We start from the raw sequence: 25,012 nt of genomic DNA on the forward strand, positions 1-25,012 counted from the left end.
AAAATGGCAAAACAATACTCACTTGTTAATGCGAAAGAAATATTGCTAGATGCTAAACTAAACAAATATGCGGTGCCACACATAAATATTAATAATTTAGAGTGAGCTAAAAATATTTTAATTACGGCAAATGAATTAAAATCTCCTGTCATCTTAGGTGCAAGTATGGGTGCAATTAAGTACATGGGTGGATACTCAACAGTGGCTAACTTAGTTAAGTCACTAGTTTATGATTTAAGAATTGATGTACCTGTTGTACTACATTTAGATCATGGAGATTTCGATGCTTGCTTTAAAGCAATCGAAGCAGGTTTTACATCAGTTATGTTTGATGGATCTATGCTTTCAATGCAAGAGAACTTAGAAAAAACAAAACTGGTTGTCGGTTTTGCAAAAATGCACAATGTATCTGTAGAAGCTGAAGTAGGTGCCATTGGTGGCGAAGAAGATGGAATTTCTTCAGCTGGAGTGATTTCAAATGTTGATGATGCATTGAAAATGAAACAAACCGGAATAGATGTTTTAGCAGCCGGAATTGGCAATATTCATGGTAAGTATCCTGAATCTTGAAAGTCATTAGATTTTGAAGTATTAAGTAAAATTGCTAGTGCTACTGACATTGGAATAGTTTTACATGGTGGAAGCGGAATTCCTACTGAACAAGTTTTAAAAGCAATAAGCTTAGGTGTAACAAAAATTAATGTAAATACTGAATTGCAACTAGCATTTGCTGAGGCAGTTGAAAAATTTGTTATTTCTGGCGAATCAAAAAAAGGCAAGAATTTTGATCCTAGAAAATTACTTGCGCCAGGATGCAAGGCAATATGTGAAGCAGTGAAAGAGAAAATTACTACTTTTAACTCACAAAACAGATACTAAATAATTAGAATTAGGGAAAAACTGCTTAATTTTCCCAATTTTTTTTATTTTTTTAATCGTTTAGCTTTTTAAAAAATATTAATATATGAAGGCTCTAAGATTTTTAATACCTACATTAGCATTGGCATATCAATTAGTAAGTTGCAACAACATTGCTGATTATTATTTAAAAAGTACTAAAATTGTTTCAAATGTCAGTGTGATAGATGGTGACACTATTTCATTTTTGCAAGATGACAAAAAGAGAACAATAAGACTTTTTGGTATTGATGCGCCTGAGACTTTTAAGAATAGCAATCAAAAGTTAGCTAAATTTGAAAATTTTTATGCACACCAGGCAAGAATTTTCTTGACTGATTTAATAAATGACAAAGAGTTGCATTATAAATTTATCAAGTATGATAAATATAATAGAACTATTGGCATATTGTACTATAAAACAGGCATAAATGAATATTATGACGCAGGCTTAGAGTTAGTCAAAAATGGACTAGCAAGAGTTCACTATATATCACTTGATTCTAAGCACAAATATGCAGTAAATGAAAAAAACTTAGTTGAATATTTTTATAAACTTAAATCATTAGAAAATGAAGCAAAAAGTCAAAGAATCAACATTTGAAAACACGCGCAAAAAGACGTTTTTTATAAACCATAAATTTTTGTGTGTAATTCAAAATTTAAATATATAATTTAAAAGCAATTTATTATAAATTGTTCTTTACTAGTGGGAGATTAAATCGCTAGAACCACATTATCGAGAGGATAACAAAATATGGCAAAATCAAAAGCTGATATTGTTCGTGTTCGTAAGTTACAATTTAATGCTGGTCAAGCTAAACCAGGTCCTGCTTTAGCAGGTGTCGGTATTAACATGCCAGAATTTACACGTGCATTTAACGACGCAACACGTGATAGAGGTAATGAACCAGTTCCAGTTCAAATTACCGTTTACAATGACAAATCATTCGAATTTAAACTATTCACTTCACCAGCAAGTTACAAATTAAAACAAGCTGCAAAGATTGAAAGTGGAAGCTCAAATGCTAAGACAACTAAAGTTGCAACTATTACTGTTGATCAATTAAGAGAAATTGCTGAATACAAATTACCTGACTTAAATACTGATTCTGTTGAAGCTGCAATGGCAATTATTGCTGGTACAGCAAGAAACATGGGAATTTTAATTGACGGCTACGAAGGCGGAAAAGTTAAAAAATCTACTAAAACTGAAGGAGATAAATAATGTCTGCAAAAGGCGGAAAGAAAATTCAAAACGCTAGAAGCTCATTTGACAAAAATATTGCTTACGATTTAGCAGAAGCAGTTGAAATTGTTAAAAGAACTTCATATGCAAAATTTGATGCCTCAGTTGATTTAGTATTTAAGTTAAACCTTGATGTTAGAAAAGCTGACCAACAATTACGTGGTTCAGTTCTACTTCCAAATGGAACAGGTAAGTCAATTTCAGTTTTAGTTGTTACAAATAATGTTGAAAAACAAAAATTAGCTACAGCTGCCGGTGCTGACCAAGTTGTTGATGGTCAAACATTGGAACAAAAAATTAAAGAAGACATCTTTGACTTTGATGTTATGGTTGCTGACCCTGCAATGATGCCACTTTTAGGTAAATATGGTAAAAAACTAGGACCTAAAGGTCTTATGCCAAATCCTAAAACAGGCACAGTTACTCCAACTCCTGAAAAAGCTGTTGAAGAACTTAAAAAAGGTAAAGCAAACTATAGAACAGACAAAGCTGGTGTTGTTCACACACTAGTTGGTAAAGTTTCTATGGACAGTGACAAATTAGTTGAAAACATCAAGACTGTTATTAGCCTAATTAAAAAGCTTAAACCATCTGCTGTTAAAGGAACATACATTCAAAACATTGTTCTTTCAGCAACAATGGGTCCAGGTGTTAAAGTTAAGATTGAAAAATAATTAAAGCAAAAAATTCCGCCACACAAAGCGGAATTTTGTTTTTTTAAACCTTAGCAAGCAAAGTTTTAACCTGTTTTATAGAGTGAACAGCAAAAATTATAAGAAGAATTGATACTGTTATTCTAACCAGCATAATAATGAAACTAACAGCCTGCCTAACTTTAATATCCTTATTGTTAAAGGTAAATAAAGCAGTAATTATGTAAACCACAAAAAATAATAGAAATGCATTTGATGTTGAAAGCAGTTTAATTCGGTCTTTGCGTAAAGAGACAAATGTTAATGATTCTAAAAAGAAGAACAGCGCCATGAAGCATATTAGCACAAGAAATGCAAAATATACTGAATAAGCAACTTCCTGCAATATATAGAGTGTACCAAGTTTGAATAATTCATCCAGTTTTGCTATTAAATTGAATAAATCAGTTATTAGCGACCCCGCTACTAGGATAATTATAGCTATTGAGAAACCAAACATATTACGCAGACTAGATCTTTTCATTTTTAACCTCTTCAATTTCATTTAGCTCAAGTAAAAGGATTTTTCTTATGTCAATAAAGAATGAAGAATCTGGCGAACTTTCAAACAAGTTAATTATGTTTTGTAATGCTTTTAATTCAATAGGCTTTTTAAATTTTTTAAGGTACATAAGTTTCTCATTATTGCTTGCAAAATTTCTTTCTAAATCTAAAAGAGACTTATCTAAAGCAGAGGAATTTTGTAAATATTTTTCCTCTATGACTCTCTTATTTTTAATAATTAAATTAACTCTTTTGCCTATAAATAAGGCTTCCTTGTCATTTTTTAGTAAATCAGTAAATTTATCTAAAAAGTCATAAACTTCTTCAATGTTTTGGATTTTTTGAACGTATGAATTAGCAAATTCAAGTGTTGCTTTGACATTGTCAAAATCATCAAATGCAAAAGTGTTTAAATGATAAGAAGAAAATAAATTTAGCAAGGATAGATTTTTAAACGATCACAGTATTTTTCTATATTCTAAACAACAAGATTTTGAAAGCAAGAAACCAAGATCAAGTAAACTATTTTTAATTTTGGCTGCTGGAATTTCTTTACCTTCTGATTTTAATCTATAAAGCCTTAGAAGTTTATGAACTTTCATTGCAATCATAAAGTTCAATTTAGGGACTTTTATACCAGATTTATAAACCGCAAATTCTTTAGGCAAAATTTTAGGAGACAATACTTCAATTTCAGTATCATTGTGCTTTGACTTGGCAATTATTTGATCTTTAAAGTTAAATGTAATGTTAGAAAGCTGATCCAAATTTGATATTCTAGATGATGCATTTTTAGAGACAAAGTCTATGTCGCTAGCTCCTTTAAAATAATCGTTATATTTTATGGCAATTGATTTACTTCCTTGAACTAAAAATCCCACATCTTGCATGTGTTTAATAAGCGATAATTGCTCATTTGAAACAAAATTATTTTTCTTACATAATTTTGCAAAATCTTTAAACCTAAATGCAGTGAAAAGTTTAACTTTTAGCCAGTTTAATGACTTAAATATGTTGTAGTCATAAAACTTGTTAAAAAGAATGTTAGACAATGAATTTATTGCTCACATTAGTAGAAGCCAAAGAATTAGAATCCTAAAGATTGTTGCAATTGCAAGAACATATACATTTTCAGCAATATGCTCATTCATTAATTTTTCTAAACTTTGCTTAGTAAGCTCATTAAAATACAACGGAAGTCTGTCAAAAAAGATTAGAAAGACATAGAAAACAAAACTGAAAATAACAGGTGCAAAAAATAATGAGGAAAAGTATACGGCTATATTATTTCTTTTATATTTTTCTGCAATATGTATTTTGTCTTCTAGTATCATGAACTTCCTCATACATAAACTCTATTTTCATCTGCCTTTTTTTGCTCAGCAATTTTAATATAATCATTCAAAAAGTCTATTGTGCTGTTAACTTTTTGCTTAGCAATTATTAGCGAAAGCCAGGTGTTTCATTCTGATTTAACGCTGTCTAAAGATTCTTTAGCTATTTGCAATGCCTTGTGTATAGTCTCAATGTTTCATGTTTTAGAAACTTTAATTATCTCGCCAAAAATTGTAAAAATAAAGTTCTTTGAATAATTAAATTGTAATTCAGTTTGTCTAAGGAGTCCGAGCAGACTGCCCACAGTTGATAGACCCTTAAATATAGCAGCTACTTGTGGAAATCCATCAAGAGATTCAGATACTGTGGACAATGTATCCCCGCCTAGTTGCGCAAGTTCTAAAACAGGATCTAAATCTTTTAATATTTCTTTTACTTTATAAATAGCGCCAGCTATACCAGAGTGAAAGTTATAAAATGTTTCACTTTTTCATCATAATTGATTTTCAATATCAGTTCAATCAGAATCCTTTATATATTTACTAAGTTCTGAGTGCTCAGATGTATTAGTGTCATATGATAGTGATCTTCTTTTACGACCGCTGCCGTGAGTTCTCTTACCCACTAATGATGATATTTTTTTATTAAATTCTTTTAACTGCTCTTCGAAAAATAGTTGTATATCAGCATTGTTTTCTGAAAGTGCTTCCTTCTTTGTTGTTTCGTCATTTTGTATAATTGCAATCATATGTTCTCCATTTGTGAATTATTGATTTTCTATTTGCTATTTACTGCACAAAAAAAATTATAAAAAAGCTGTTTTTACAAATTATTTATATGGAATGATTGTGGTTTTATTGGGCAAAAACATAGACTTTTACCCCTTAAAAACAGCCAAATTTGCACTTTTTGGACAAAGGGCAAGGGTAGAGTTTAAAATAATATATAATAATATTTCACGGAGAATTTATGGTACATATTGTTTTATTCGAGCCTGAAATACCACCAAATACAGCCAACATCATTAGGACATGTTTTGCAATTGGGGCTAAATTGCACATAATTAAACCTATTTCATTTAGCTTAGATCCTAAATACTTATCTCGCCCAGCAGCAGGCAGACTTTTAAGTGATATTGAGCACGAAGTTCATGATTCATATTCTGATTTTTATAGTAAATATAAAGACAAAAATATTTATTACATAACTAGATATGGACTCAAAACATATACTGATGTCGATTTTAAAAAAGAATATGAAAATAATGATGAAATATGACTAATGTTTGGCAAAGAATCTACTGGAATAGACAAGCAAGTGTTACATGACAACATTGACAATTGCCTAAGAATTCCAATGATAAGCAAAATGAGGAGCATAAATTTAGCCAACTGTGTCGCCATTGTTGGTTTTGAGGTTATGAGGCAAATCGATTTTAAGGATTTATCACTTTACGAAACTCAAAAAGGAAAAGATTTTATTAAAGAATGAGTCAAAGAATAACTAGCGTACAAAATCCTAAAATTAAGCAACTTAGAAAAATTTTCAATGATAAAAATTCAGAATTTTTTATAGTTGAAGGATATCACTTAGTTGAAGAAGCTTTAAAAGAAAATCTTGTGATAGAATTGTACGAATCAGACTATAAAACAGCCATATACAATAATTCTATATTAGTTAGCCAAAATGTGTTAGAGGCTTTAACTAAAACAAAAAATCCTGAAGGAATTGTTGCCTTATGTCGCAAAAAGCCAAATTTTGAGCAATTAGGAAATAAAGTTGTTTTCTTAGACAATGTTCAAGACCCTGGCAATGTTGGCACAATAATAAGAGTAGCTAAATCATTTGGTTTTGATACAGTTGTATCTAATGTAAATTTTTATAATGACAAAGTCATTCGTTCTAGCCAAGGAGCCTTATTTACAGTTAATTTGGTAAATTATAATTATGATAATTTAACCAATATACTCCTAAAATATAAGCAAAATGGCTTTAAAATTTACGCTACTAGTTTAGATAAAAGCAGTGTTGAAATTGAAAAAGTAAAATTTGAAAGTGATAAAGCAGTAATTGTTTTTGGCAATGAAGGTTCGGGAATAAGCAGTGCTTTAGCTGACATAGCTGACATGCTAATTTATGTACCAATTAATTTCGAGAGTCTAAATGTAGCTGTTTGCGCCGGAATAGTTCTTTATGAAGCTAATAAAGCAAAAAAGTAGGATAAAATGCAAAAGAAATTGAATGAAAGTTACCAAACTAAAAAATTTTCTAGAGAACTTAATGGCTATTCAGTCACTGAAGTGAATACATATATAAGCACACTTTTAGACAAAATAAGTAATTTAGAATCAGAAATTGAGTTATATAAAGCCAAACAACAAGAAATAGCTTCTAAACACCAAAATGAAATAACAGAATTAGAATCTGAAATATCTTTACTAAAAAGCGAAAGAAAATAATGAATATTGATACTGATAACCAACAATTAATAAACTGATATCCTGGACATATGGCTAAAGGAATGCGTGAAATTAAAGAAAATGCATCAATAGCTGATGTTTTTATTATTGTTTTGGATGCTAGGTGTCCAATTAGTAGTTACAATGAAGATTTTGATTCTATTTCACCTAATAAACCAAGATTATTTATAGTTACCAAAAGTGACTTGATGGATGTTTCTAAAAAAAGTGCAATAGAAAAAAGATTTGGATCTTCAATGATATTATGATTAGATTTAAGAAATCCAAAGAGCAAAAATATCATAATAAACAAGCTTAAAAAAATAACTGCAGATAAAGTTGCAAAAGATAAAGCCAAAGGACTTATAAATTCAAGGATCAAAGCTTTTGTTATGGGCATACCAAATGCTGGCAAGAGCACATTAATAAACTTGCTTAGTAGCAAAAAAAGTCTCCAAGTTGCTAATTATCCTGGAGTAACTAGAGCTAAAAAATGAGTTGTTGTAGACAATTTCTTTTTTATGGATACACCTGGCATTTTGCTTCCTAAATTAAACGATCAGTATGCAGCGACTAAATTAGCTATGATTGGTTCAATAGAAACAAGCATTTTTCCTCAGAAGTTTATTTTTACTAACTTTTTAAAAGTAATGGCTGACTATTATCCACAGCTACTTAAAAATGAATTTAATTTAAGTGATGAAGAATTAAACAATTTAGATGAGATAAAAACATATAATATTTTGACCAAAATCGCTGTTTTAAAGGGTTATACAAAAAATAATAAGCATGACTTTAATAAAGTGTATACTCATTTTATAAACTGAGTTAGAAACCTAAAAGGAGTAACATTTGATTAACTTTTATTTTGTTAATCGAAAGATAAATTATGAAAAAATACACACTTGAAGAGAAAATAAATGTCTGGTATGAAGTTATTAAAGTTAATAAGCTTACAATGAAAAGAGATGTTCATATGTCATATCGGAGCATTTTCCCAATTATTTTAGTGCTTCTAGGTTTAATGATTTGGTCAGATGTTATTATTGCAAGACTTGAAATGAATGTTTCTAATATTATTTCATTAGTTGTTGTCAATGTTTTATTTCCGCTTATTATAAGCTTATCGCTCTGATTTATAGTAATAAAAGTTTATTTGCACAAAACAATAATTGCTATAGATAAATATGATGAAATAAAAGCAAAATACTGAGTAAGAAAATATGTTAAAGCTGGCTGCAAAAAGTATCCACACAGCTATATAGATTATTCAAGTTAAGATTACTTCGTAACATAATTTGCCAAAATGCTTAATTTACAGGCATTTTAGAAAATGAGACTATTACAAATTGACATTTTAAGCATTTAATTATTTATATATAATTAAAATAATAATGCAACAGGGGAAAAGATGTCTAACAAAGTAATAAATGTTTCCAAAATCATTAATAAATTTGAAATTAAATTAGTTAATGCTGACCATAATTTGAAATTCAGAGACATAAATTTGCCATCAATTCATAGGCTTGGTCTAGAAATAGCTGGAATTATAGACAACAAAAGATACAGTGAAAATGTTATTTGTTGGGGAACAAAAGAATCTTTGTATTTTAATACCTTAACAAAACAAGATTTTATTGCGCTACTTAGGAGAATATTATCTGTAGAGCCACCACTATTAATCCTATCCAAAGGTGTTCTAGCCAACCAATATGAAGTTATTAAGACTGTATGTAATGAATATAAAATTCCTTTATATATTTCTGATAAAAGTACTTCTAAAATAACTTCTACTATTGGTACATATTTAAGTGATTTTTATTCTGAAGAGACACAAGTGCATGCCTGCTTAGTTTCAATTCATGGCATAGGTGTGCTGATTGTTGGCCAATCAGGTATTGGTAAGTCTGAAGCTACTCACGAGCTTATTCAAAGAGGGCATTTATTCATTGCTGATGATGCAGTCTTGGTAAAACATATAGGGGCAAATTATTATGGCTCTAGCCCATATCTAACTAAAGATTTATTAGAAGTTAGAGGAACTGGATTAATTAGTATAATGCAATTATATGGAGTTAAGTCAGTAACACGTGGTACAGTCATAAGTTTATGTGTAGAGTTAGTTGATAAAGCCGACGTAAACTATGATAAATTAGACCGTTTGGGTGATAGAGAAATGTTTTATGATGTGTTAGGTGGCAGAATTCCTAAAGTTCAAGTACCAATTAAAGAAGGCGCATCAGTTTCTTCATTAATTGAAGCTGCAGTTATAGCTTTTAAGGCAAAAAAAGAAGGCTTTGATGCATTGTCCTTGCTTACTGCTAGGTCAATTGAACTAGAAAATGAAACAGATAAAGGAGGAGAATATGAATAATGCTGAAAAAATAGGTGACTGACATGTTTACCCTGGTGTTTGAACACCTGAAGCGGGCAAAATTGCTAATGAAGCCAGTGTGTTATTCCGTATTGGCTCATTGCCAGTTCATACTTATTCGCTAACAATGATGCTTGGTATGATTGCAGCAATTTTGACAATTGTTATTTTTTGAAGACGTGCAAAATATGAGTGAGAAATTTTACTTACTTTAATATTTTTAACAATTCCTATGGCTATTTTAGGCGCTCGTATATGAAATGAAGTTGATCAAGCAATAAACAATCCAAATTACAACTGGCGTAATTGATACAAAGTCTGAGAAGGTGGACTTAGTATTCAAGGTGGGGTTGTGCTTGCTGTTGTAGTCGATCTTACTTATGTATATTTCAAAAGAGACAAAATTGACATTAGAAAAGCTTGTGACATTATCATCCCTACAATATTAATTGGGCAAGTTATTGGCCGTTGAGGTAACTATGCTAACCATGAAGTTTATGGAAGAATAGACTACAGCGGCGCTAGCTCATTAATTTTTGGTAGAGCATTTGCTGAGAATATGTTCCTAAAAGATGAAAGCGGAACAGGATACAGATACCCATTATTCTTGTATGAATCTATTGTTAACTTATTTGCATATATAATTTTAGTATGAGTTATTAATCAAATGTCATTGCTAAAACCTGGTGCAACAGCTCCTTTATACTTTGTATGATATGGTTTAGTGCGTATTGCCATGGAGCCATTAAGAGACTATAGACAAGCAATTTATGTTGGCGCTGCTTATGCATTTGCTGTTTTAGGTGGAATTGCATTTATATTCTTCCAGTTCTTTAATCCTACACATTATGTAAGAGAGTGAAAGAGAGGCAGATTTATTTATCAATATGCTCATCCTGAAGAATATATTGCTTGAATTGAAAAAACTAGAATTAAGACAAAAAACTCAAAACCAATAACAAAGGTGGTATCTTAAAATGAGTAATGAAGCAATGTATGATGTAGTTATTATCGGTGCTGGCCCTGGTGGTCTTAATGCTGCATTATATGCATCAAGAAGCGGCTTAAAAACTTTAATTGTTGAAAAAGAAGTGCCAGGTGGCAAAATTAACTCGACATCTGAAGTAGAAAACTGATTAGGATTTAAAAAAATAAGCGGATTTGAGCTATCAGATACTTTGTATTCTCATGCTATGGCTTTTGGTGCTAAGTTCAAAAGCGCTGAAGTGGTTTCAATTAAACACATTAATCCTTTATTGCAAGAAGTAGTATTAAAAAACGGTGATAGCGTCTCAACTAAAACAGTTATTATAGCCACTGGTTTAGTAAATCGTAAGCCTACTGACATTGAAAATTTTGCTAAATTTGATAAAAAAGGCATCAGCTATTGTGCAGTATGCGACGGCCCATTATTTAGAGGCAAGAATGTATTTGTTTTAGGCGACGGTAATTCTGCTTTTGAGGAAGCTTTATACTTAACTTCATTTACTGACAAAATTACTTTAATCACAAGAAGTGATAAATTTTATGCAGAAGACATAACTGTTGAAAAAGTAAAAGCTGAGCCAAGAATTACACTTATTACAAACACTTATATCAAGAGTTTAGAAGGCAATGAATTTGTTGAAAAGATCAATTTAATAGGCAAAGACGGCAAAATCACAACATTAGATTGTGATGGCTTATTCCCAATGATTGGTTTTATTCCTACATCAGAATTTGCTAAAGAATTAAATATAACTAATGAAAAAGGTTATATAAAAACAAATGAAAAAATGCAAACAGCAGTAGAAGGTATTTATGCTGTTGGCGACATTAGAGACAAAGAAATCCGTCAAATAGTAACAGCTGCTTCTGATGGAGCTGTTGCTGCTAAAGAAATCTGAAATTCATTAAAATAATTAAAAAACAAAGAACAAAAAAAATTAGGCTTGTGCCCAATTTTTTTATTTGCTTTAGATCCCCTAAATTTACCAAAACAATTGTTTTATAGTAATAAAGCAATAAATCCTTAAATAATTTCATACTTGCTAAATATTGCTTTAAACATGTTAATGTTTATAATAGTGCCGTTTTCAAACTTTGTATTTTCAAAGTCTAAAATTAGCTTATTATAAATTTCTTCTTGCTGATCTTCAAAAGGTTTTGTCTCAAAATTTTTAGATAATTTTATGTAAAAACTAATTCTTCTTCTGCCAGAAAATGCTATTAGCCTTAATTCATTTTTAGGTAATTTCATTTGCATAATTTCAGTATCTCTTTTGATTGTATTTTCAATCAAATAAGCCTGTGAAATAGACTCATTAGACAATTTTCATTTTTTAATGTCGCCAACTTGCATAGCCGTAGAAATAGCTATATATACAAAGATTGCAAAAGCTAAAAAACACATAAGTTGATACCAAGTTATAGCTGTATTTATTTTTGCTATAAATGAGTAAATAAAAGTGATTATCCCAAAAAGATTTAAAAGTGAACAGCATACAAAATAAATAACAATATTCATAAATGATTTTAGTAAATCATCAATATAGCTTTCTCTAACTTTTTGCTTGTTATAAACAATAGATGACTTAACAAAAGCATAGCGATAACTATTAAATTTATATCAATTTAAAGACACCAAAATATAAACAGCTAGCCCACTTAAAAATGTTAAAGAAACAGAAACAATAAATAAAATTAAAGACATATTTTGCATAATAAATTCATTCGCTTTTTGACAATAATTAATTAAAGTCAAATTATACTTTTATTTTGTATAAATCTATTTATGGTAGCAAAAAAATGGCAAAAATTACATTTTTAAATATTTTTAACTATTATAAGTATAATATTAATATCTCTATTAATTAGCATGCAAAATTGCGATTAAATTTGAGATTATTTATTCAATTATAGGAGAAGCGAATGAATTATAAATATGTTAAACCAGGTCATGCTGTTAGCGACCCAAATGAAACAGTTCGTTTTCTTGACGTTGATGGAAAACTAATTCAAGAATTTAAACCATCAGCAGAAACCAAGAAAAAACTAGTTGAAATGTACAAAAACATGATTAGATCTCGTCAATGAGACCTATACTCATTAACATTACAAAAAACTGGTCGTTTAGGTACTTTTGCACCTGCTTTAGGTGAAGAAGCTGCTTTAACAGGTATTGGATTTAATCTTAACAAGGAAGACTGATTTATTCCACACTACCGTGTATTACCAACTCAATTAGCACGTGGTATTTCAATGGATAAAATTTATTCATACTGACAAGGTTCTGAAATTGGTTCAGCATTTGCTGGCACAAACACATTACCTATTCACGTTGTTATTGGTTCACAAGTTCCTATTGCAGCTGGTGTTGCACAAGCTTTAAAATTCCAAGGCAAAAAAGCATTAGCTATGGTTACAATCGGTAACGGTGGAACAAACGAAGGTGAATTCCATGAAGGATTAAACATGGCTTCAGTTCGTAAATGACCACTTGTTACAGTTGTTATGAACAACCAATGAGCAATTTCTGTTCCTGAACACAACAGCTACATTGTTAAAACACTTTCACAAAGAGCTAAGTCATATGACATGCCAGGTGTTCGTGTAGATGGTAATGACTTAATTGCTGTTAACGAAGTTATGGAAGAAGTTTATGAATATGTAAGAGAAGGGAATGGTCCTGTTTTAGTTGAAATGGTTACCTGACGTCAAGGTCAACACACAACTAGTGACAACCCTAGAGTTTACCGTTCTAGAGAACTAGAAATGGAAAAAGAAAAATGAGAACCATTCCACCGTATCGAAGCTTACCTTCTTTCAGAAAAACTTATTACTGAAGAAGACATCAAAGTTTGATCAGAAGCTGGCGCTGAAGAAGCTAAAGCTGCATATGCTCTTTCAAAAGAATTATGTGAAGGTACAACATTTGATCACATTTACGACTACACATACGAAAAATTACCTGCAGATTTAGTAAGACAAAAAGAAACAAACAGAAAATTGTTTGGCAAATAATTGTTCCCATTTTTGATTTTTAAAGGAGATATATAATGGAAAAAATTTCATTAAATAACATTGGTGCCTTAAATCACGCATTAGACTTGGCAATGGAAAAATTCCCTAATGTAGTTATTTATGGTGAAGATGCAGGTTTTGAAGGTGGTGTATTCCGTGCTACTGAAGGTCTTCAAAAGAAATATGGTGACCAAAGAGTATGAGACTCACCAATTTCTGAAGGTGGTATAGCAGGATCAGCTGTTGGTGCTTCAGCTGCAGGTCTTAGACCAGTTGTTGAAATTCAATTCTCAGGTTTCTCATTCCCAGCTATGAACCAAATCTTTACAAACGCTGCTCGTTATAGAACAAGATCACACGGTGTTTACTCATGTCCAATGGTTGTTAGAATGCCTTGTGGTGGAGGGGTTAAAGCTCTTGAACACCACTCAGAAGCTCTTGAAACAATTTACTCACACGTTCCTGGACTAAAGGTTATAATGCCTTCAACACCTTATGACACAAAAGGTTTAATGTTAGCAGCTATTGAAGATAATGACCCTGTTATTTTCTTAGAACACAAACACGACTACCGTGCTTTCAAACAAGAAATCCCTGCAGAATACTACACCATTGAAATTGGTAAAGCTAATGTTGTTGTTCCAGGTGAAGACTTGACAATTACAGCATATGGTCACGTTCTACACGAAACATTAGGTGCACTTAAGTTATTACAAGAAAAAGGTAAAGATTACTCAATCGAAGTTATTGACTTAAGAACTCTAAAACCTCTTGACAAAGAAACTATAGTTTCTTCAGTTAAGAAAACAGGTCGTTTATTAGCAATTTCTGAAGCTGTTGAAACACTTTCAATCAACTCAGAAATTATTACAATTGTTAATGAAGAATGTTTCGATGACCTTATTGCTAAACCAAGAAGATTAAATACAGCAGACGTTACAATTCCTCTTCCTGTATTAGAAAAACAATTCTTCTTTGGCAAAGAACAAATCGCTAAAGTTATTGAAGAAATGTTAGGCTAATTTAATTCATTAGCTAAACTATAAGACAAAAAGTGATTATGCTTTTTGTTTTATATTATAATTTACGTAGATTTATTTATTAAATCTACGTTTTTAAATTTAAAAACTTAATAATAAATATAACCGTACGGAGGTAAATATGTTATTTAAAGACACTGGCGAAGAAAAGTCAAGCTGCAAAAAAGCAGATGCTCCTGCTGTTGTAGGACAAATCCAAGTTTCAGACGAATTACTTGATTTTTCTGCATTCGCTAAGCCAAAGAAGAAAGAATCATCATGCAAAGAAAGTGGAACTTGCTCAAAAGATGATGAAAACCTTACACCTCGTGAAAGAGCTATTAGAGCAAGAAAAGAAGGTAAATAATGGCTGTTGAGCTTGCACAAGTTAAACCACTAGAAGAAAAAGAAGCTCCTATTTCAGGAATTCGTAAGGCTATTGCTAAAAACTTAAAAGAAGTTTTAGAATCATCAGCATACTGTTCATTAGTTTTAAAAGCTGATGTTACTAACCTTTGAAATTTACGTGCAAAAGTTAAAGACAAAGTTTTTGCTGAGCACAATGTTAAATTAACATTTTTATCATGAATAGTTAAGGCTTCTGCTATCGCATTAAGCGAATACCCATCTTTTGCTGCTAGATGAGATGGTGTTGAAGGTAAAGTTTACTACCCAGGTACATTAAACATTGGTATTGCTGTTGACACACCTTTTGGTCTATTTGTGCCTGTAATTAGAGGTGTTGAAAACTTAAGTGTTATTGACATTCAAAAAGAAATTGTGAGATTATCAACTCTTGCTAGAGACAAAAAACTAAAAATGTCAGACATGAGTGGTGGTTGTTTTGCAATTACTAACGTTGGTAGTGCTGGTGTTCTATTTGGTTCACCAATCATGAACAAAGGTAACACAGCTATTTCAGCTACTGGTGCAATCATTGATGAATTAAAATTAAACAAAGAAGGCGCTGTTGAAAACAGAAAAGTTATGTACTTATCAATAGCAGCTGACCACCAATGAGTTGATGGTGCTGACATGGCTCGTTTCCAAGGCAGAATTAAAGAATTAATCGAAAACCCAGAACAATTAGGAGAATTTTAATATGACAGCAGAATCAAAATGCACAAAGTCATGTGCTACAGGCTGTGCATCTAGTTGTGAAGCATCAAAATCATCTTGCGCTTCAAGTTGCGCAAGCCAATCATCATGCAATTCATCATGTCCAAAGAGCACTTGCTCAGAAGCTAAAGAATGCTCATCTTGAAAAGATGAAGGTCTTAAATACAACGGCGAAGTTGCTGATGAATTTGACTTAATTGTAGTTGGTTCAGGTCCTGGTGGATATTTAGCTGCTGAAATGGCAGGTAAAGCAGGACTAAAAACATTAATTGTTGAAAAAGAATTCTGAGGCGGTGTTTGTTTAAACATAGGATGTATCCCTACAAAAGCTATGCTTAGATCAACACATGCATTAGAAGAAGTTATTCATGCAGCTAAATTTGGTGTAGTTGCAAACTTAGAAGACTTAAACATTGACTACCAACAATCATGAGTTAAAATGCATGAACGTAAAGCTAAAGTTGTTGCTAAGCTTTCAGGTGGTGTTAAGTTCTTAATGAAGGCTTCAAAAGTACAAACAGAAGAAGGTGTTGCTAAATTTGTTGGTGCAAGAGAAATCGAAGTTAATGGCAAAGTTTACCGTGGCAAGAATGTTATTTTAGCTACAGGTAGTCACTCAAACAGAATGAAATTCCTTGAAGGATTTGAAAAAGGCTACGAAAGCGGCAAGTTAATGACTTCACGTGAAGCTATTAACAACGATAAATCATTGCCTGCATCAATGGTTATCGTTGGTGGTGGTGTTATCGGTGTTGAATTTGCACAAATGTATGCATCAATGGGTACAAAAGTAACCATTATTCAAAGAGAAGACCGCTTACTTCCTGGCATTGACAAAGAAATTGTTGACGAATTTGCAAAAATTCTTAAAACCGATTCAAAAATCGACGTTATCTACGGTGCAACAAGCACAAAACTAGAAGATGATGAAAACTTAGTTTACACAAAAGATGGCAAAGAAGAAAAGATCACTGCTGAAGTTATTCTTATTGCTACAGGTAGAGTTCCAGCATCTGAAGGTTTAGCTGAAGTTGGTATTGAATTAGGCGCAAGAAAAGAAGTTAAAGTTGACAAATTCTTACGTACTAATGTTAAAGGTGTTTATGCTATTGGTGACGTAACTAACCAAAACATGTTAGCTCACGTTGCTTACATTCACGCTGTTACAGCTGTGCACCACATTCTAGATCTATATGGCATTCCATATGATCCAGCTACAAAACCTGTGCCCGCATGTATCTACACAAGCCCAGAAATTGCCACAGTTGGTTTAACTGAAGAACAAGCTAAAGAAGCTGGTTTAGACTTTATTGTTTCTAAATACAAATTTGCTACTTTAGGTAAGGCAATTGCTGCTGAAGAAACTAAAGGTTTAATAAAATTAATAGTTCTTAAAGACGGTCACATTGTTGGTGCTTCATTAATGGGCCCTAATGTAACAGACTATGTTGCTGAATTAGCAGTAGCTATTGAAAAGAGAATATGTGTAACAGCTTTAACACACATTATTCACCCACACCCAACATTTAATGAAATTATTTGAGAAGCTGCTAGAAGTGCTTTATCAAAATTAACTGCTGAAAAATTAAATGAAAGAAAAAACAGCTAATCTGTTTTAAGTGCTAAGCAAAAGCTTAGCGCTTTTTATTTTTTTTCTACAACCTAGCTAAAGTAAAGCTGGCAAAATAAAACAAGAAGGCTGCTTACAATGTGTTAAAATTTATAATTGCATTTTTAATATTTTATTGTACAATACTTAATATACAGTTCTAGAATTAAAAAATAATTATGAAAGGAGCGCATATGGCAAGAAGAGATCAACTCAATGGTAAAGGCCCTCTTGTTGGTAACTTACGTTCTCACTCAATGATCGCTACAAAAAGAAAATTCAATGTAAACTTGCAAAAAATTACTATTACAAATAGTAACGGCACACCAACAACACTAAGAGTTAGCGCAAAAACAATTAAAACATTGAAGCGTAAGGGTATCCTTTCAGCACAAGCATAATTACCATTTAATAATAATTTAAAAACCAAGCTGTGATTTTAAAAGCTTGGTTTTGTTTCTTTAATTGCCTTCTAGACCATCTTTAACTTCAGTATATAGCTGAGAGCCATAAAGAGATTTTATTATTAATAAGCCTAATTCAGTGCCAGCTGCTGCTGCTTTGCCTGTAAAAAGCTTATTGCTTTGCGATACAAGATTATCACTTCTGTTTTTAGAACAGGTAATATCAATATTTTCAATTGGAAAAGAGCTATAAACTTCGCTTTCAGTAATTATGCCATTTTCATATAATGCATTAGGTGCATCGCAAATTGCAAAAACATACTTATTTAGCTTTCTGAAATTTTTAATTATTTCTAGCGATTCTTTATCTTCTCTTAATTCCTTAGCACCCGCTCCACCAGGAATAAATATTGCATCATAATAAGATTCATCAATTTTATTAACTAGATCAAGCGTAACTATATTATGCTGGCCAGTTGCACTTTTATAGCTGGGATTAAAATATGTAATTTCTTCAATTTGTTTTGATCTCTTTAAAACACTCAAAACAGAAACAAGCTCCATGTCATTGAATCTATTATGAACTATTACTAATAATTTCATTTATGTTTCCTTTACTATAAACGTTTTTTTAGCTACACCACTCTTTTCTTACGTCTGATAATTCCTCTTCAGATAGCCACCAAAATTAATGCTAATGGTAAAAATATTGTTAGCGCTACTACAACTAGATATACTCTTAGTCACATTTTATTACGATTATGTTTAGCGGTTTCAATTTGCTCATGGATTTCAACTGACTTTTCGCCAAAAAAGTCACCAATATCATCTAAACGTCTTTTATCAATTAGCCTAATAATTACATAAGCCACAATTAATAGAGCCATTATTATTGTGCAAATTAAACAAAATAATTGTGTGTTTTTAAAACTTTTATCTAATCATTTTGGCCACTCTAGATTAATATAAAATGAGCCGTCTCTACTTCCAGCTTCTCAGTTTCCTGATTTATATAAACCAAAAATAATTAAAGTTATTAAACCTAAGTAAGTAAGAACAAAAATTAGCATCCATAATAAATTAATATCTTTTAAAACAATTTTTTTATAAACTAAGTGAAAGGTTGAGCTAGAAGTATAATCACCTGCTGAGATAGCATCTCTATGTCTTTGCACTGTGTTTGATCATTGTCTTTTTTCAATTGCATTCTTAATTGCATCTGCAAAAGAGACAAACATTATGATTGCGAATAATACCAAGTAGCCAACAAGTGGCTTTCCGTCTTTACCAGCGCCAAAAGGCTTAACCTTATATCAAGTCAAAATAAAGAAAGCAACCGCAGCAAAAAAGATAAACAAAGACATAAAGATCATAAATGACTTTATTTTCTTTTCTGATTTTATTACTTTATACATTCTAGGTGAAAATTGATTAAGCGGATCTCTGTATGATTTTTTTGCTTCAGTTGCAAAGGAAACATCTCTGTTGCTTTGCACAATTTCCATTGTTTCTCTATTATGAATTGGTCTATATTTCATAACTACCTCTATATTAATTTAATTATATATAAAACAGCCATTATTATTTATTAATGGAATGTTTAATTTTTAGATAAGAAGCAGCGCCAAGTGTAAAAAAAATATTTTTTTGTTGCAAAATAATTTTTTTATTTATAATTAATTACGTTATGAATACATTCAACCAATATAATGCACGTGCAATTATGGCTAACATTAAGATGATCTTCTTAATGAAATTTTGCTATTAGCTCCGCATTTATTAGGTTATAAAAAGACATTTTATATACATTAATAAGTAATACCAGATAAAAGTAGGAGCAAATCCTACTTTTATTTAGCACAATTTTATAAAAATTACATATTACCTATTAAATATATGTTCATAACACAAATTTAAAATTTTACTTACATTAACACTTTAAATCCTTAAATATTTTTTGCCATACATTTATATTCAATGCTTTAAATTTTTATAAAAAAGAGCAAAATGTTATGGCTTATTAATGTATATAAAAGAAAGGGATATTATGCCAACAAAAAGAAATAAATTATTCTTATACTTAGGTACATCAGCAGTTGGCTTAGCCACACCTCTAGTAGCTGCTAGATGTCAAAATGATGAATATCAAGAATTAGATTACAAAAAATGAGCAAATATTTTAGATGGAAAACCTGAGTCATTATGAAACTTAGAGTTAGAATCTAAAGCTTATGAAAACGGTGAGTCATTAGTTAAAAATGACTTATTAGCGCAAGGAATTCTTAGAGCACCAGCACCAGGAACTAGACCTGCAGTGTCTGAATATTCATTTGATGGTTCTGTAAGCTATGGTTCATGACAAAGTACAGCTTTAGAATCAGCGCAAGGAGTCTTGCTTAGAAAAGAAGTATTATTTTCACCAATTGTTATTAAAACAATTGACGGAAAATTTGTTAACGCCCGTCCTTCTGTTTGAAGATACAAATTAGAATTAGGTTCAAAAGTTATTGTGACTGGTGCTGACAATAAGGTTCATGAATTTGACAATGACCTAGTCGATGAATTTCCACAACCAGATGGTGAGCCAGTTAGCCACAAAGGCAAAAATATTGCAACCTTTAAACATCCATTATATGAAGCAACTTCATCAAATGCTAAGAGCATTAACAGCAAACAATTTAAAGATTTATTAAAGAAAGCTAAAAAATTACAATTTGAAGTTGTAAAAGGTCAAAAATGAATCAATAATAAAGGCGAAGCAACTCAATATGAAGTTGTTCCTAAAGACTTTTACTACTCATGATTAAGAACAACAGGTAGAAATGTTGAACAACGTGAAAAATTGTTGAAAGATTCAGCAAAGGAAGAATACAAAGATGGTAAAAAGAGTGCTGAAATCGACAAATTTATAAATCAAAAATGATTAACACAAAACTCAACATTCTTTACTAAGAGTTCGAAGTATTCTAATGAATATGTTTACCAATTCTTAAGCATTGATTCATCAAAGTTCTATAATGAGAAAGACTTTATTGTTGATAACAAGCTAACATTCAACCCATTAACTGAAGGTAAACAAGGTTCATTTGACTTGCTTTTTGAACAACTAGCAACTTCTCAAGACTTTTCAGCAGCTCCATCACAACTATTAGATGAATATGATAAAGACCCATCTAAAGTCCCAGCTAAACCTGTAAGAGCTAATCCAAAAAATGGCGCTGTTGAAGAATACAAAAAGATTCTTGAAGGCACCAAAGGCTCACTAGCAAGTAAAATCGGACTATACTGATATGGTTTCCATGAAGAAGATATTTTAACAGCTGGTAGATACTACTATGCTGGTTGGAATCCAAGCAATAGAGAGGAAACATATAAATTAAACCCTCACTATAGAAAAGAAAGAGCAGATGATCCAATTGCTAAGTGAAAAGAATCAAAACAAGTTAAAGAATATCGTACATGATACCAAGGCGATGCTTTAAACGAAAACATCTTTAAAACAGCCGTAAAGAACGAATTCTTAAAAGGAACGTTGTCATTTGCTCCTCAATCATTATTAGAGAAAAAAGATTTAGATCACTTTAGCAACAGACAACGTGACTATGGTGCAAGCTTTATAAGAGAAAATAACCCAACAACTAGTCCATATACATTCTTAACATCATACATTCCATATGCACAAACACATACTAAAGACACTAAATTTAACTTCAATGAACACTTTGCAAAGTTAGCATTTGGCGCTTCAATTGAAGAAATTAAAACAGGTGCTAAAGCCACAAATCTAAAAGATAAATTAGGCGGAACAGCTGTAGCATTTAGAACATTAATTAACTCTGCAATTAACTGAGAATACTTAGCTAAATACATTAGCAATGACAAAAAAACTGCATGATACAGCTTAATTGCTCCGAATACAGTAATTCAAGCTAGTGATCAAAATGGCAAAATTGTTCAACCCGAAGAATTTGCTGATAAATTCAACGAACAATTCTTTGTTGATGCACAAGGAAATAAAGTTGCAACTGTTTCAGTAAAAGAAAACAGAGACAAATCAAATGTTCAAAGTGATGCTGAAAGATTCAAATCAGCTAAATTCAAAGAAATTCAAGCTGAAGTTAAGAAAATTTTAGACAAATACTACCAAGACAACAAACTTGATGCAACTAAAGACAAAGTAGAATGAACATTAATTAACCGAAACGTTGGCTCATTTAACCCACCATTATTGGAACAATTAGTAAGATGAATTCCTGATTTATATAAAGCACTAGATCCTAGACTTAGTGCAACTTACAAAAAATTCGATACACGAGAAGAATGAGTTAGTGCAATTGGTTCACAAACTTCATATTCAAACTTTGCATCAATTAGATATGACACAAACAACATAGGTGCGGGATATGATGGCTTAGGTTTATCATCACTTAGAGTTGTAATGGTGTTGATTAACTCTGACAACGAGTTAAAAAACTCATTAAGAAAGAGTTTCCCACAATTAGTTAAAGCTTCAGAAGAATTTGTAAAATTCATGAAAGACAGTAAAAATAATTTCAAATGAAGTGTTCCGCTTGATAACTGAAAAGATGTTGAAAGCAAATACTGAGTTGAACTGAATGATGATCCAAGTATATATGAATGAAAAGATGGCAAGTTAGATAAAAATAGTAAACCTACCGAAAAATGAACCCATCTTTCAGCTGCAAGTGCCGAATTCTTTGTAAAATATGCAAACAGCTTGACACTAGAAGAAAACATTGCACTTTCAAATGAATTGACAAACTACTATGGTAGAGTTCCTGAACCTGCATTCTTAATAAACAAAGAACAATTTATTATCTCATTCATAAGCCCATCTCTTTCAAGACCTTACACAGGTACAGATGCTTTATGATATGCGGACTTTGTAATCCGTGGTAATAAATAATTAAAAACATAAAATAATATAAAATTTAAACTATGTTTAAGTATATATCCAAGAGAATAGCCATGGCTATTCTTACATTGTTTATTGTCATAATCTTTTCTTATACACTATTAGCGGCTTTTGGCAAAAATCCATATGATGGGATTTTAGCTGAATACATTAACAATGCTAGGCCAGGTGATGTTGTATTAGAACAAATTAAAAGAGATGCAGAAAACTATAAAAATACCCCTGTTTTAGTAAAGCTTTTTAATTACCTAGGAGGCTTATTTAAAGGGGATTTCGGAATTCTTTATGGAAAAGTAAAGGGTCAAAATGCTTTTGGCCAAAGTGTTGTCTCAGTGTTCTGAGAATATATGCCAAATAGTTTATTTGTCTCACTTCCTGCCTTTGTTATAAGTGCACTTTTAGGAACAACCTTAGGCATTGTAGCTGGTTATAAAAGAGGAACAATTTGAGACAGCATAATAAATGTTTTTGTCTTCATTTTCATAGCTGTACCATCATTTATAATCGCTCCTATGTTTATAAACTTATTTACTAAGTTAGGTTTTCCAACTATTTATACAGCTTGAGTAAGAAATGACACATCAGGAACGAATAGTTTTGCAAACTTTTTCAAAAGTATAATTCCACCAATCTTAGTTGTTTCACTTAGCTCAATGGCTATTTATACACTTTATGCAAGAAACCAAACAGTTACTGTTTTAACTTCAAACTATGTGCTTATAGCTAAAACCAAAGGTTTAAGCACAATGCAAATATTTAGAAAATATGTTTTTAGAAACATATCAATTCCACTTAGTGCAATAATACTTCCATCATACATTGGCTTGCTTTCAGGAAGTATAATTGTCGAGAGATTCTGGGGCGTTGAAGGAACTGCACTGATATTAGCATTTGCCTTCCCAAATGCTGAGATAAATATGGTTATGTATAGCATAATATTATTTACCTCATTAAGCGTGTTTACAGACATTTTGGTCGATATTTCATTTGTAATATTAGATCCAAGAATTGTCTATGGTTCAAACTCAGGAATCAACTACTTACACATTTTTAAAGCTTACTTAGTAAGAAAAAGAAAACTAAAAGAATTGTTCAACGAACAAGAAAGCTCAACAGTTATTAATGAGGAGGTTAAAGGCAACTAATGAATTCCTTAGAATTTAACAAAAAGTATGAATTAGACTCTGAATCAGTAGCAAAAATTGTTCCTTCCCAGAGGCCTAAATCTACTAACAGCATTGCTGGTAAACCAAAAGTTTTAATTGTTGAAGTTTTAAAAAGATTTTTTACAAACCCTGTTGTTGTTATTTCAACACTAGTTTTCTTAGCCATAATCCTAACAGCAATTATTGTTACAATTTCACCAACTTATAAACCTGGTGTTAGTATAGCTTCTGATGCTAAATCAAATAATTACTGAGACCAAGGACTTTCAGATGTTGGTGGCTTGCCCCCTATATTTGCCCCTCATATTTCAGTGACAAACTCATCAATTATCGAACAAGTTAATACATTTAATGATCCTAATTATGCTTATTCAAAGTACTTAAAGGAATATCTAGATTTTAGATCAGTTGCTTCTGATAGAATTGTGATTGATTACTACAAGTACTACTATGCAAGACAGTTAAATGTAGCTATTACTAAGGCCTTTAACGAAGGCTATGTAATTGATGATTCATTTGTAAATTATTTAAAAACCCAAGTTGATCAATTCTCTCTTAAAACCTACTTTGGTACAACTTTTTCAGATCGTGATGTTTGATCAACTGTATGAGCTGGAGCTCTTGAATCTATTAAAATAGCATTCTTTGTAGCAACAGTTGAAGTAATTATTGGTGTCACAATAGGCGCTTACTTAGGTTTTCACGCTGGTAAATGAATTGATACAGTGTTTATGAGAATGATTGACATTTTCCAAGCACCACCATCAATTATTTGATTATTAATGTTCATTTCCTTAAGCCAAGGCAACCCAAATGATTGAATCTTAATAGCTGGCTTACTATTTACAGGTTGAACATGACCAATTCACTCAACTAGACTATTTATAATAACTGTTAAAGATGAAGAGTACATTTTAGCTTCTAGAAGTATTGGTGCTTCAAAAAATAGACAAATTTTCTTCCATGCACTGCCAGCAATTTTAGGTAAAGTTGCAATGAACTATGTGCGTAGAATTCCAGGGGTAATTTTAAGTATTGCTTCCTTATCATTCCTAGGTTTTTACAACTCACCTGATTCATACAACCTTGGTAAGTTCTTGTTTGACAACATTGGTAAGGAAGCTGAAAACCCATGAATAGTTATTATTCCAGCAACAACACTATTATTATTAAGTTTAAGCTTACAATTTGTAGCAATTGGGCTTCATGACGCCTTAGATCCTAAAGTTATAAAAATTAAAAGATAA

26 protein-coding genes and 1 pseudogene are annotated in these 25,012 nt (G+C 31.3%); 21 read left to right on the top strand and 6 right to left on the bottom strand.

What is annotated here, in order from left to right; translation table 4 throughout:
• Positions 1–3 precede the first annotated feature (3 nt).
• The 4 genes and pseudogenes from fba to rplA all read left to right on the top strand — a co-directional run bounded on the left by fba (position 4) and on the right by rplA (position 2,820).
• Complete coding sequence (fba, locus tag MAGB_RS02645; RefSeq protein ID WP_004024259.1) at positions 4–879, top strand: class II fructose-1,6-bisphosphate aldolase; 876 nt, start codon at positions 4–6, stop codon at positions 877–879.
• 85 nt (positions 880–964) lie between these two features.
• Positions 965–1,537 (top strand): thermonuclease family protein, encoded by a 573-nt coding sequence (locus tag MAGB_RS02650; protein ID WP_004024260.1) that lies wholly within the window; start codon positions 965–967, stop codon positions 1,535–1,537.
• A 117-nt stretch (positions 1,538–1,654) separates the two neighbouring features.
• Positions 1,655–2,122, top strand: a pseudogene (rplK, locus tag MAGB_RS02655) (50S ribosomal protein L11); the annotation flags it as partial.
• A gap of 2 nt (positions 2,123–2,124) precedes the next feature.
• Entirely contained in the window at positions 2,125–2,820 is a 696-nt protein-coding gene (rplA, locus tag MAGB_RS02660) for a 50S ribosomal protein L1 (protein WP_004024262.1), read from the top strand.
• A 43-nt stretch (positions 2,821–2,863) separates the two neighbouring features.
• Here the strand turns inward: rplA and MAGB_RS02665 are convergent, their stop codons facing one another.
• From MAGB_RS02665 to MAGB_RS02675, 3 genes are read right to left on the bottom strand one after another with little or no spacing between them, the layout of a single operon-like run.
• Positions 2,864–3,322, bottom strand: a complete 459-nt coding sequence (locus MAGB_RS02665; protein WP_004024263.1) for a hypothetical protein — start codon at positions 3,320–3,322, stop codon at positions 2,864–2,866.
• The gene (locus MAGB_RS02670) at positions 3,309–4,676 is read right to left on the bottom strand and encodes an MAG4530 family protein (protein ID WP_036433302.1); all 1,368 of its coding nucleotides are present in this window, start codon (positions 4,674–4,676) and stop codon (positions 3,309–3,311) included. The genes MAGB_RS02665 and MAGB_RS02670 overlap by 14 nt, the downstream gene beginning before the upstream one ends.
• Entirely contained in the window at positions 4,667–5,425 is a 759-nt protein-coding gene (locus MAGB_RS02675) for a hypothetical protein (RefSeq protein ID WP_004024265.1), read from the bottom strand. The genes MAGB_RS02670 and MAGB_RS02675 overlap by 10 nt, the downstream gene beginning before the upstream one ends.
• Before the next feature lie 221 nt (positions 5,426–5,646).
• Here MAGB_RS02675 and MAGB_RS02680 point away from each other — a divergent pair, with 221 nt between their 5' ends.
• The 8 genes from MAGB_RS02680 to MAGB_RS02715 all read left to right on the top strand — a co-directional run bounded on the left by MAGB_RS02680 (position 5,647) and on the right by MAGB_RS02715 (position 11,411).
• Positions 5,647–6,180, top strand: a complete 534-nt coding sequence (locus MAGB_RS02680) for a tRNA (cytidine(34)-2'-O)-methyltransferase (protein WP_004024266.1) — start codon at positions 5,647–5,649, stop codon at positions 6,178–6,180.
• Positions 6,165–6,896: a TrmH family RNA methyltransferase gene (locus MAGB_RS02685; RefSeq protein WP_004024267.1), complete on the top strand. Its 732-nt coding sequence runs from the start codon at positions 6,165–6,167 to the stop codon at positions 6,894–6,896. The genes MAGB_RS02680 and MAGB_RS02685 overlap by 16 nt, the downstream gene beginning before the upstream one ends.
• Before the next feature lie 6 nt (positions 6,897–6,902).
• A complete protein-coding gene (locus MAGB_RS02690) occupies positions 6,903–7,136 on the top strand; it encodes an MAG0865 family DivIVA-related protein (protein WP_004024268.1) in 234 nt (77 codons plus the stop codon).
• Positions 7,136–7,996, top strand: a complete 861-nt coding sequence (gene ylqF, locus MAGB_RS02695; protein WP_004024269.1) for a ribosome biogenesis GTPase YlqF — start codon at positions 7,136–7,138, stop codon at positions 7,994–7,996. The genes MAGB_RS02690 and ylqF overlap by 1 nt, the downstream gene beginning before the upstream one ends.
• A 29-nt stretch (positions 7,997–8,025) precedes the next feature.
• The gene (locus MAGB_RS02700; protein ID WP_004024270.1) at positions 8,026–8,415 is read left to right on the top strand and encodes a hypothetical protein; all 390 of its coding nucleotides are present in this window, start codon (positions 8,026–8,028) and stop codon (positions 8,413–8,415) included.
• Between the two features lie 132 nt (positions 8,416–8,547).
• The gene (gene hprK, locus MAGB_RS02705) at positions 8,548–9,510 is read left to right on the top strand and encodes an HPr(Ser) kinase/phosphatase (protein ID WP_004024271.1); all 963 of its coding nucleotides are present in this window, start codon (positions 8,548–8,550) and stop codon (positions 9,508–9,510) included.
• Positions 9,503–10,486 (top strand): prolipoprotein diacylglyceryl transferase, encoded by a 984-nt coding sequence (lgt, locus tag MAGB_RS02710; RefSeq protein ID WP_004024272.1) that lies wholly within the window; start codon positions 9,503–9,505, stop codon positions 10,484–10,486. Before hprK ends, lgt begins: the two co-directional genes overlap by 8 nt.
• A gap of 1 nt (position 10,487) precedes the next feature.
• Positions 10,488–11,411 (top strand): NAD(P)/FAD-dependent oxidoreductase, encoded by a 924-nt coding sequence (locus MAGB_RS02715; protein ID WP_004024273.1) that lies wholly within the window; start codon positions 10,488–10,490, stop codon positions 11,409–11,411.
• A gap of 110 nt (positions 11,412–11,521) precedes the next feature.
• Here MAGB_RS02715 and MAGB_RS02720 read toward each other — a convergent pair whose 3' ends face one another.
• On the bottom strand, positions 11,522–12,211 hold the full coding sequence (locus tag MAGB_RS02720) for an MAG0920 family protein (RefSeq protein WP_004024274.1): 690 nt from the start codon (positions 12,209–12,211) through the stop codon (positions 11,522–11,524).
• 209 nt (positions 12,212–12,420) lie between these two features.
• Here MAGB_RS02720 and MAGB_RS02725 point away from each other — a divergent pair, with 209 nt between their 5' ends.
• From MAGB_RS02725 to rpmB, 6 genes are all read left to right on the top strand, one after another.
• Complete coding sequence (locus MAGB_RS02725; protein WP_004024275.1) at positions 12,421–13,512, top strand: thiamine pyrophosphate-dependent enzyme; 1,092 nt, start codon at positions 12,421–12,423, stop codon at positions 13,510–13,512.
• Positions 13,513–13,547: 35 nt separating this feature from the next.
• Positions 13,548–14,534, top strand: coding sequence for an alpha-ketoacid dehydrogenase subunit beta (locus MAGB_RS02730; protein WP_004024276.1), 987 nt, complete (start codon positions 13,548–13,550; stop codon positions 14,532–14,534).
• Positions 14,535–14,673: 139 nt separating this feature from the next.
• The gene (locus tag MAGB_RS02735) at positions 14,674–14,898 is read left to right on the top strand and encodes a hypothetical protein (RefSeq protein WP_004024277.1); all 225 of its coding nucleotides are present in this window, start codon (positions 14,674–14,676) and stop codon (positions 14,896–14,898) included.
• Positions 14,898–15,632 (top strand): 2-oxo acid dehydrogenase subunit E2, encoded by a 735-nt coding sequence (locus MAGB_RS02740; protein WP_004024278.1) that lies wholly within the window; start codon positions 14,898–14,900, stop codon positions 15,630–15,632. The genes MAGB_RS02735 and MAGB_RS02740 overlap by 1 nt, the downstream gene beginning before the upstream one ends.
• Before the next feature lies 1 nt (position 15,633).
• The gene (gene lpdA / locus MAGB_RS02745) at positions 15,634–17,259 is read left to right on the top strand and encodes a dihydrolipoyl dehydrogenase (RefSeq protein WP_004024279.1); all 1,626 of its coding nucleotides are present in this window, start codon (positions 15,634–15,636) and stop codon (positions 17,257–17,259) included.
• Between the two features lie 194 nt (positions 17,260–17,453).
• The gene (gene rpmB / locus MAGB_RS02750) at positions 17,454–17,660 is read left to right on the top strand and encodes a 50S ribosomal protein L28 (protein ID WP_004024280.1); all 207 of its coding nucleotides are present in this window, start codon (positions 17,454–17,456) and stop codon (positions 17,658–17,660) included.
• A 60-nt stretch (positions 17,661–17,720) separates the two neighbouring features.
• Here the strand turns inward: rpmB and MAGB_RS02755 are convergent, their stop codons facing one another.
• Complete coding sequence (locus MAGB_RS02755) at positions 17,721–18,266, bottom strand: DJ-1/PfpI family protein (protein ID WP_004024281.1); 546 nt, start codon at positions 18,264–18,266, stop codon at positions 17,721–17,723.
• Positions 18,267–18,298: 32 nt separating this feature from the next.
• Entirely contained in the window at positions 18,299–19,201 is a 903-nt protein-coding gene (locus tag MAGB_RS02760) for an MSC_0882 family membrane protein (RefSeq protein ID WP_004024282.1), read from the bottom strand.
• Positions 19,202–19,710: 509 nt separating this feature from the next.
• Here MAGB_RS02760 and MAGB_RS02765 point away from each other — a divergent pair.
• The 3 genes from MAGB_RS02765 to MAGB_RS02775 are packed head-to-tail and all read left to right on the top strand — an operon-like array spanning position 19,711 to position 25,012.
• Positions 19,711–22,590, top strand: a complete 2,880-nt coding sequence (locus MAGB_RS02765; RefSeq protein WP_004024283.1) for an OppA family ABC transporter substrate-binding lipoprotein — start codon at positions 19,711–19,713, stop codon at positions 22,588–22,590.
• Between the two features lie 32 nt (positions 22,591–22,622).
• Complete coding sequence (locus MAGB_RS02770; RefSeq protein ID WP_004024284.1) at positions 22,623–23,744, top strand: ABC transporter permease; 1,122 nt, start codon at positions 22,623–22,625, stop codon at positions 23,742–23,744.
• The gene (locus MAGB_RS02775; RefSeq protein ID WP_004024285.1) at positions 23,744–25,012 is read left to right on the top strand and encodes an ABC transporter permease; all 1,269 of its coding nucleotides are present in this window, start codon (positions 23,744–23,746) and stop codon (positions 25,010–25,012) included. Before MAGB_RS02770 ends, MAGB_RS02775 begins: the two co-directional genes overlap by 1 nt.

The organism is Mycoplasmopsis agalactiae 14628 (assembly GCF_000266865.1).
GTDB lineage: Bacteria > Bacillota_I > Bacilli_A > Mycoplasmatales > Metamycoplasmataceae > Mycoplasmopsis > Mycoplasmopsis agalactiae_A.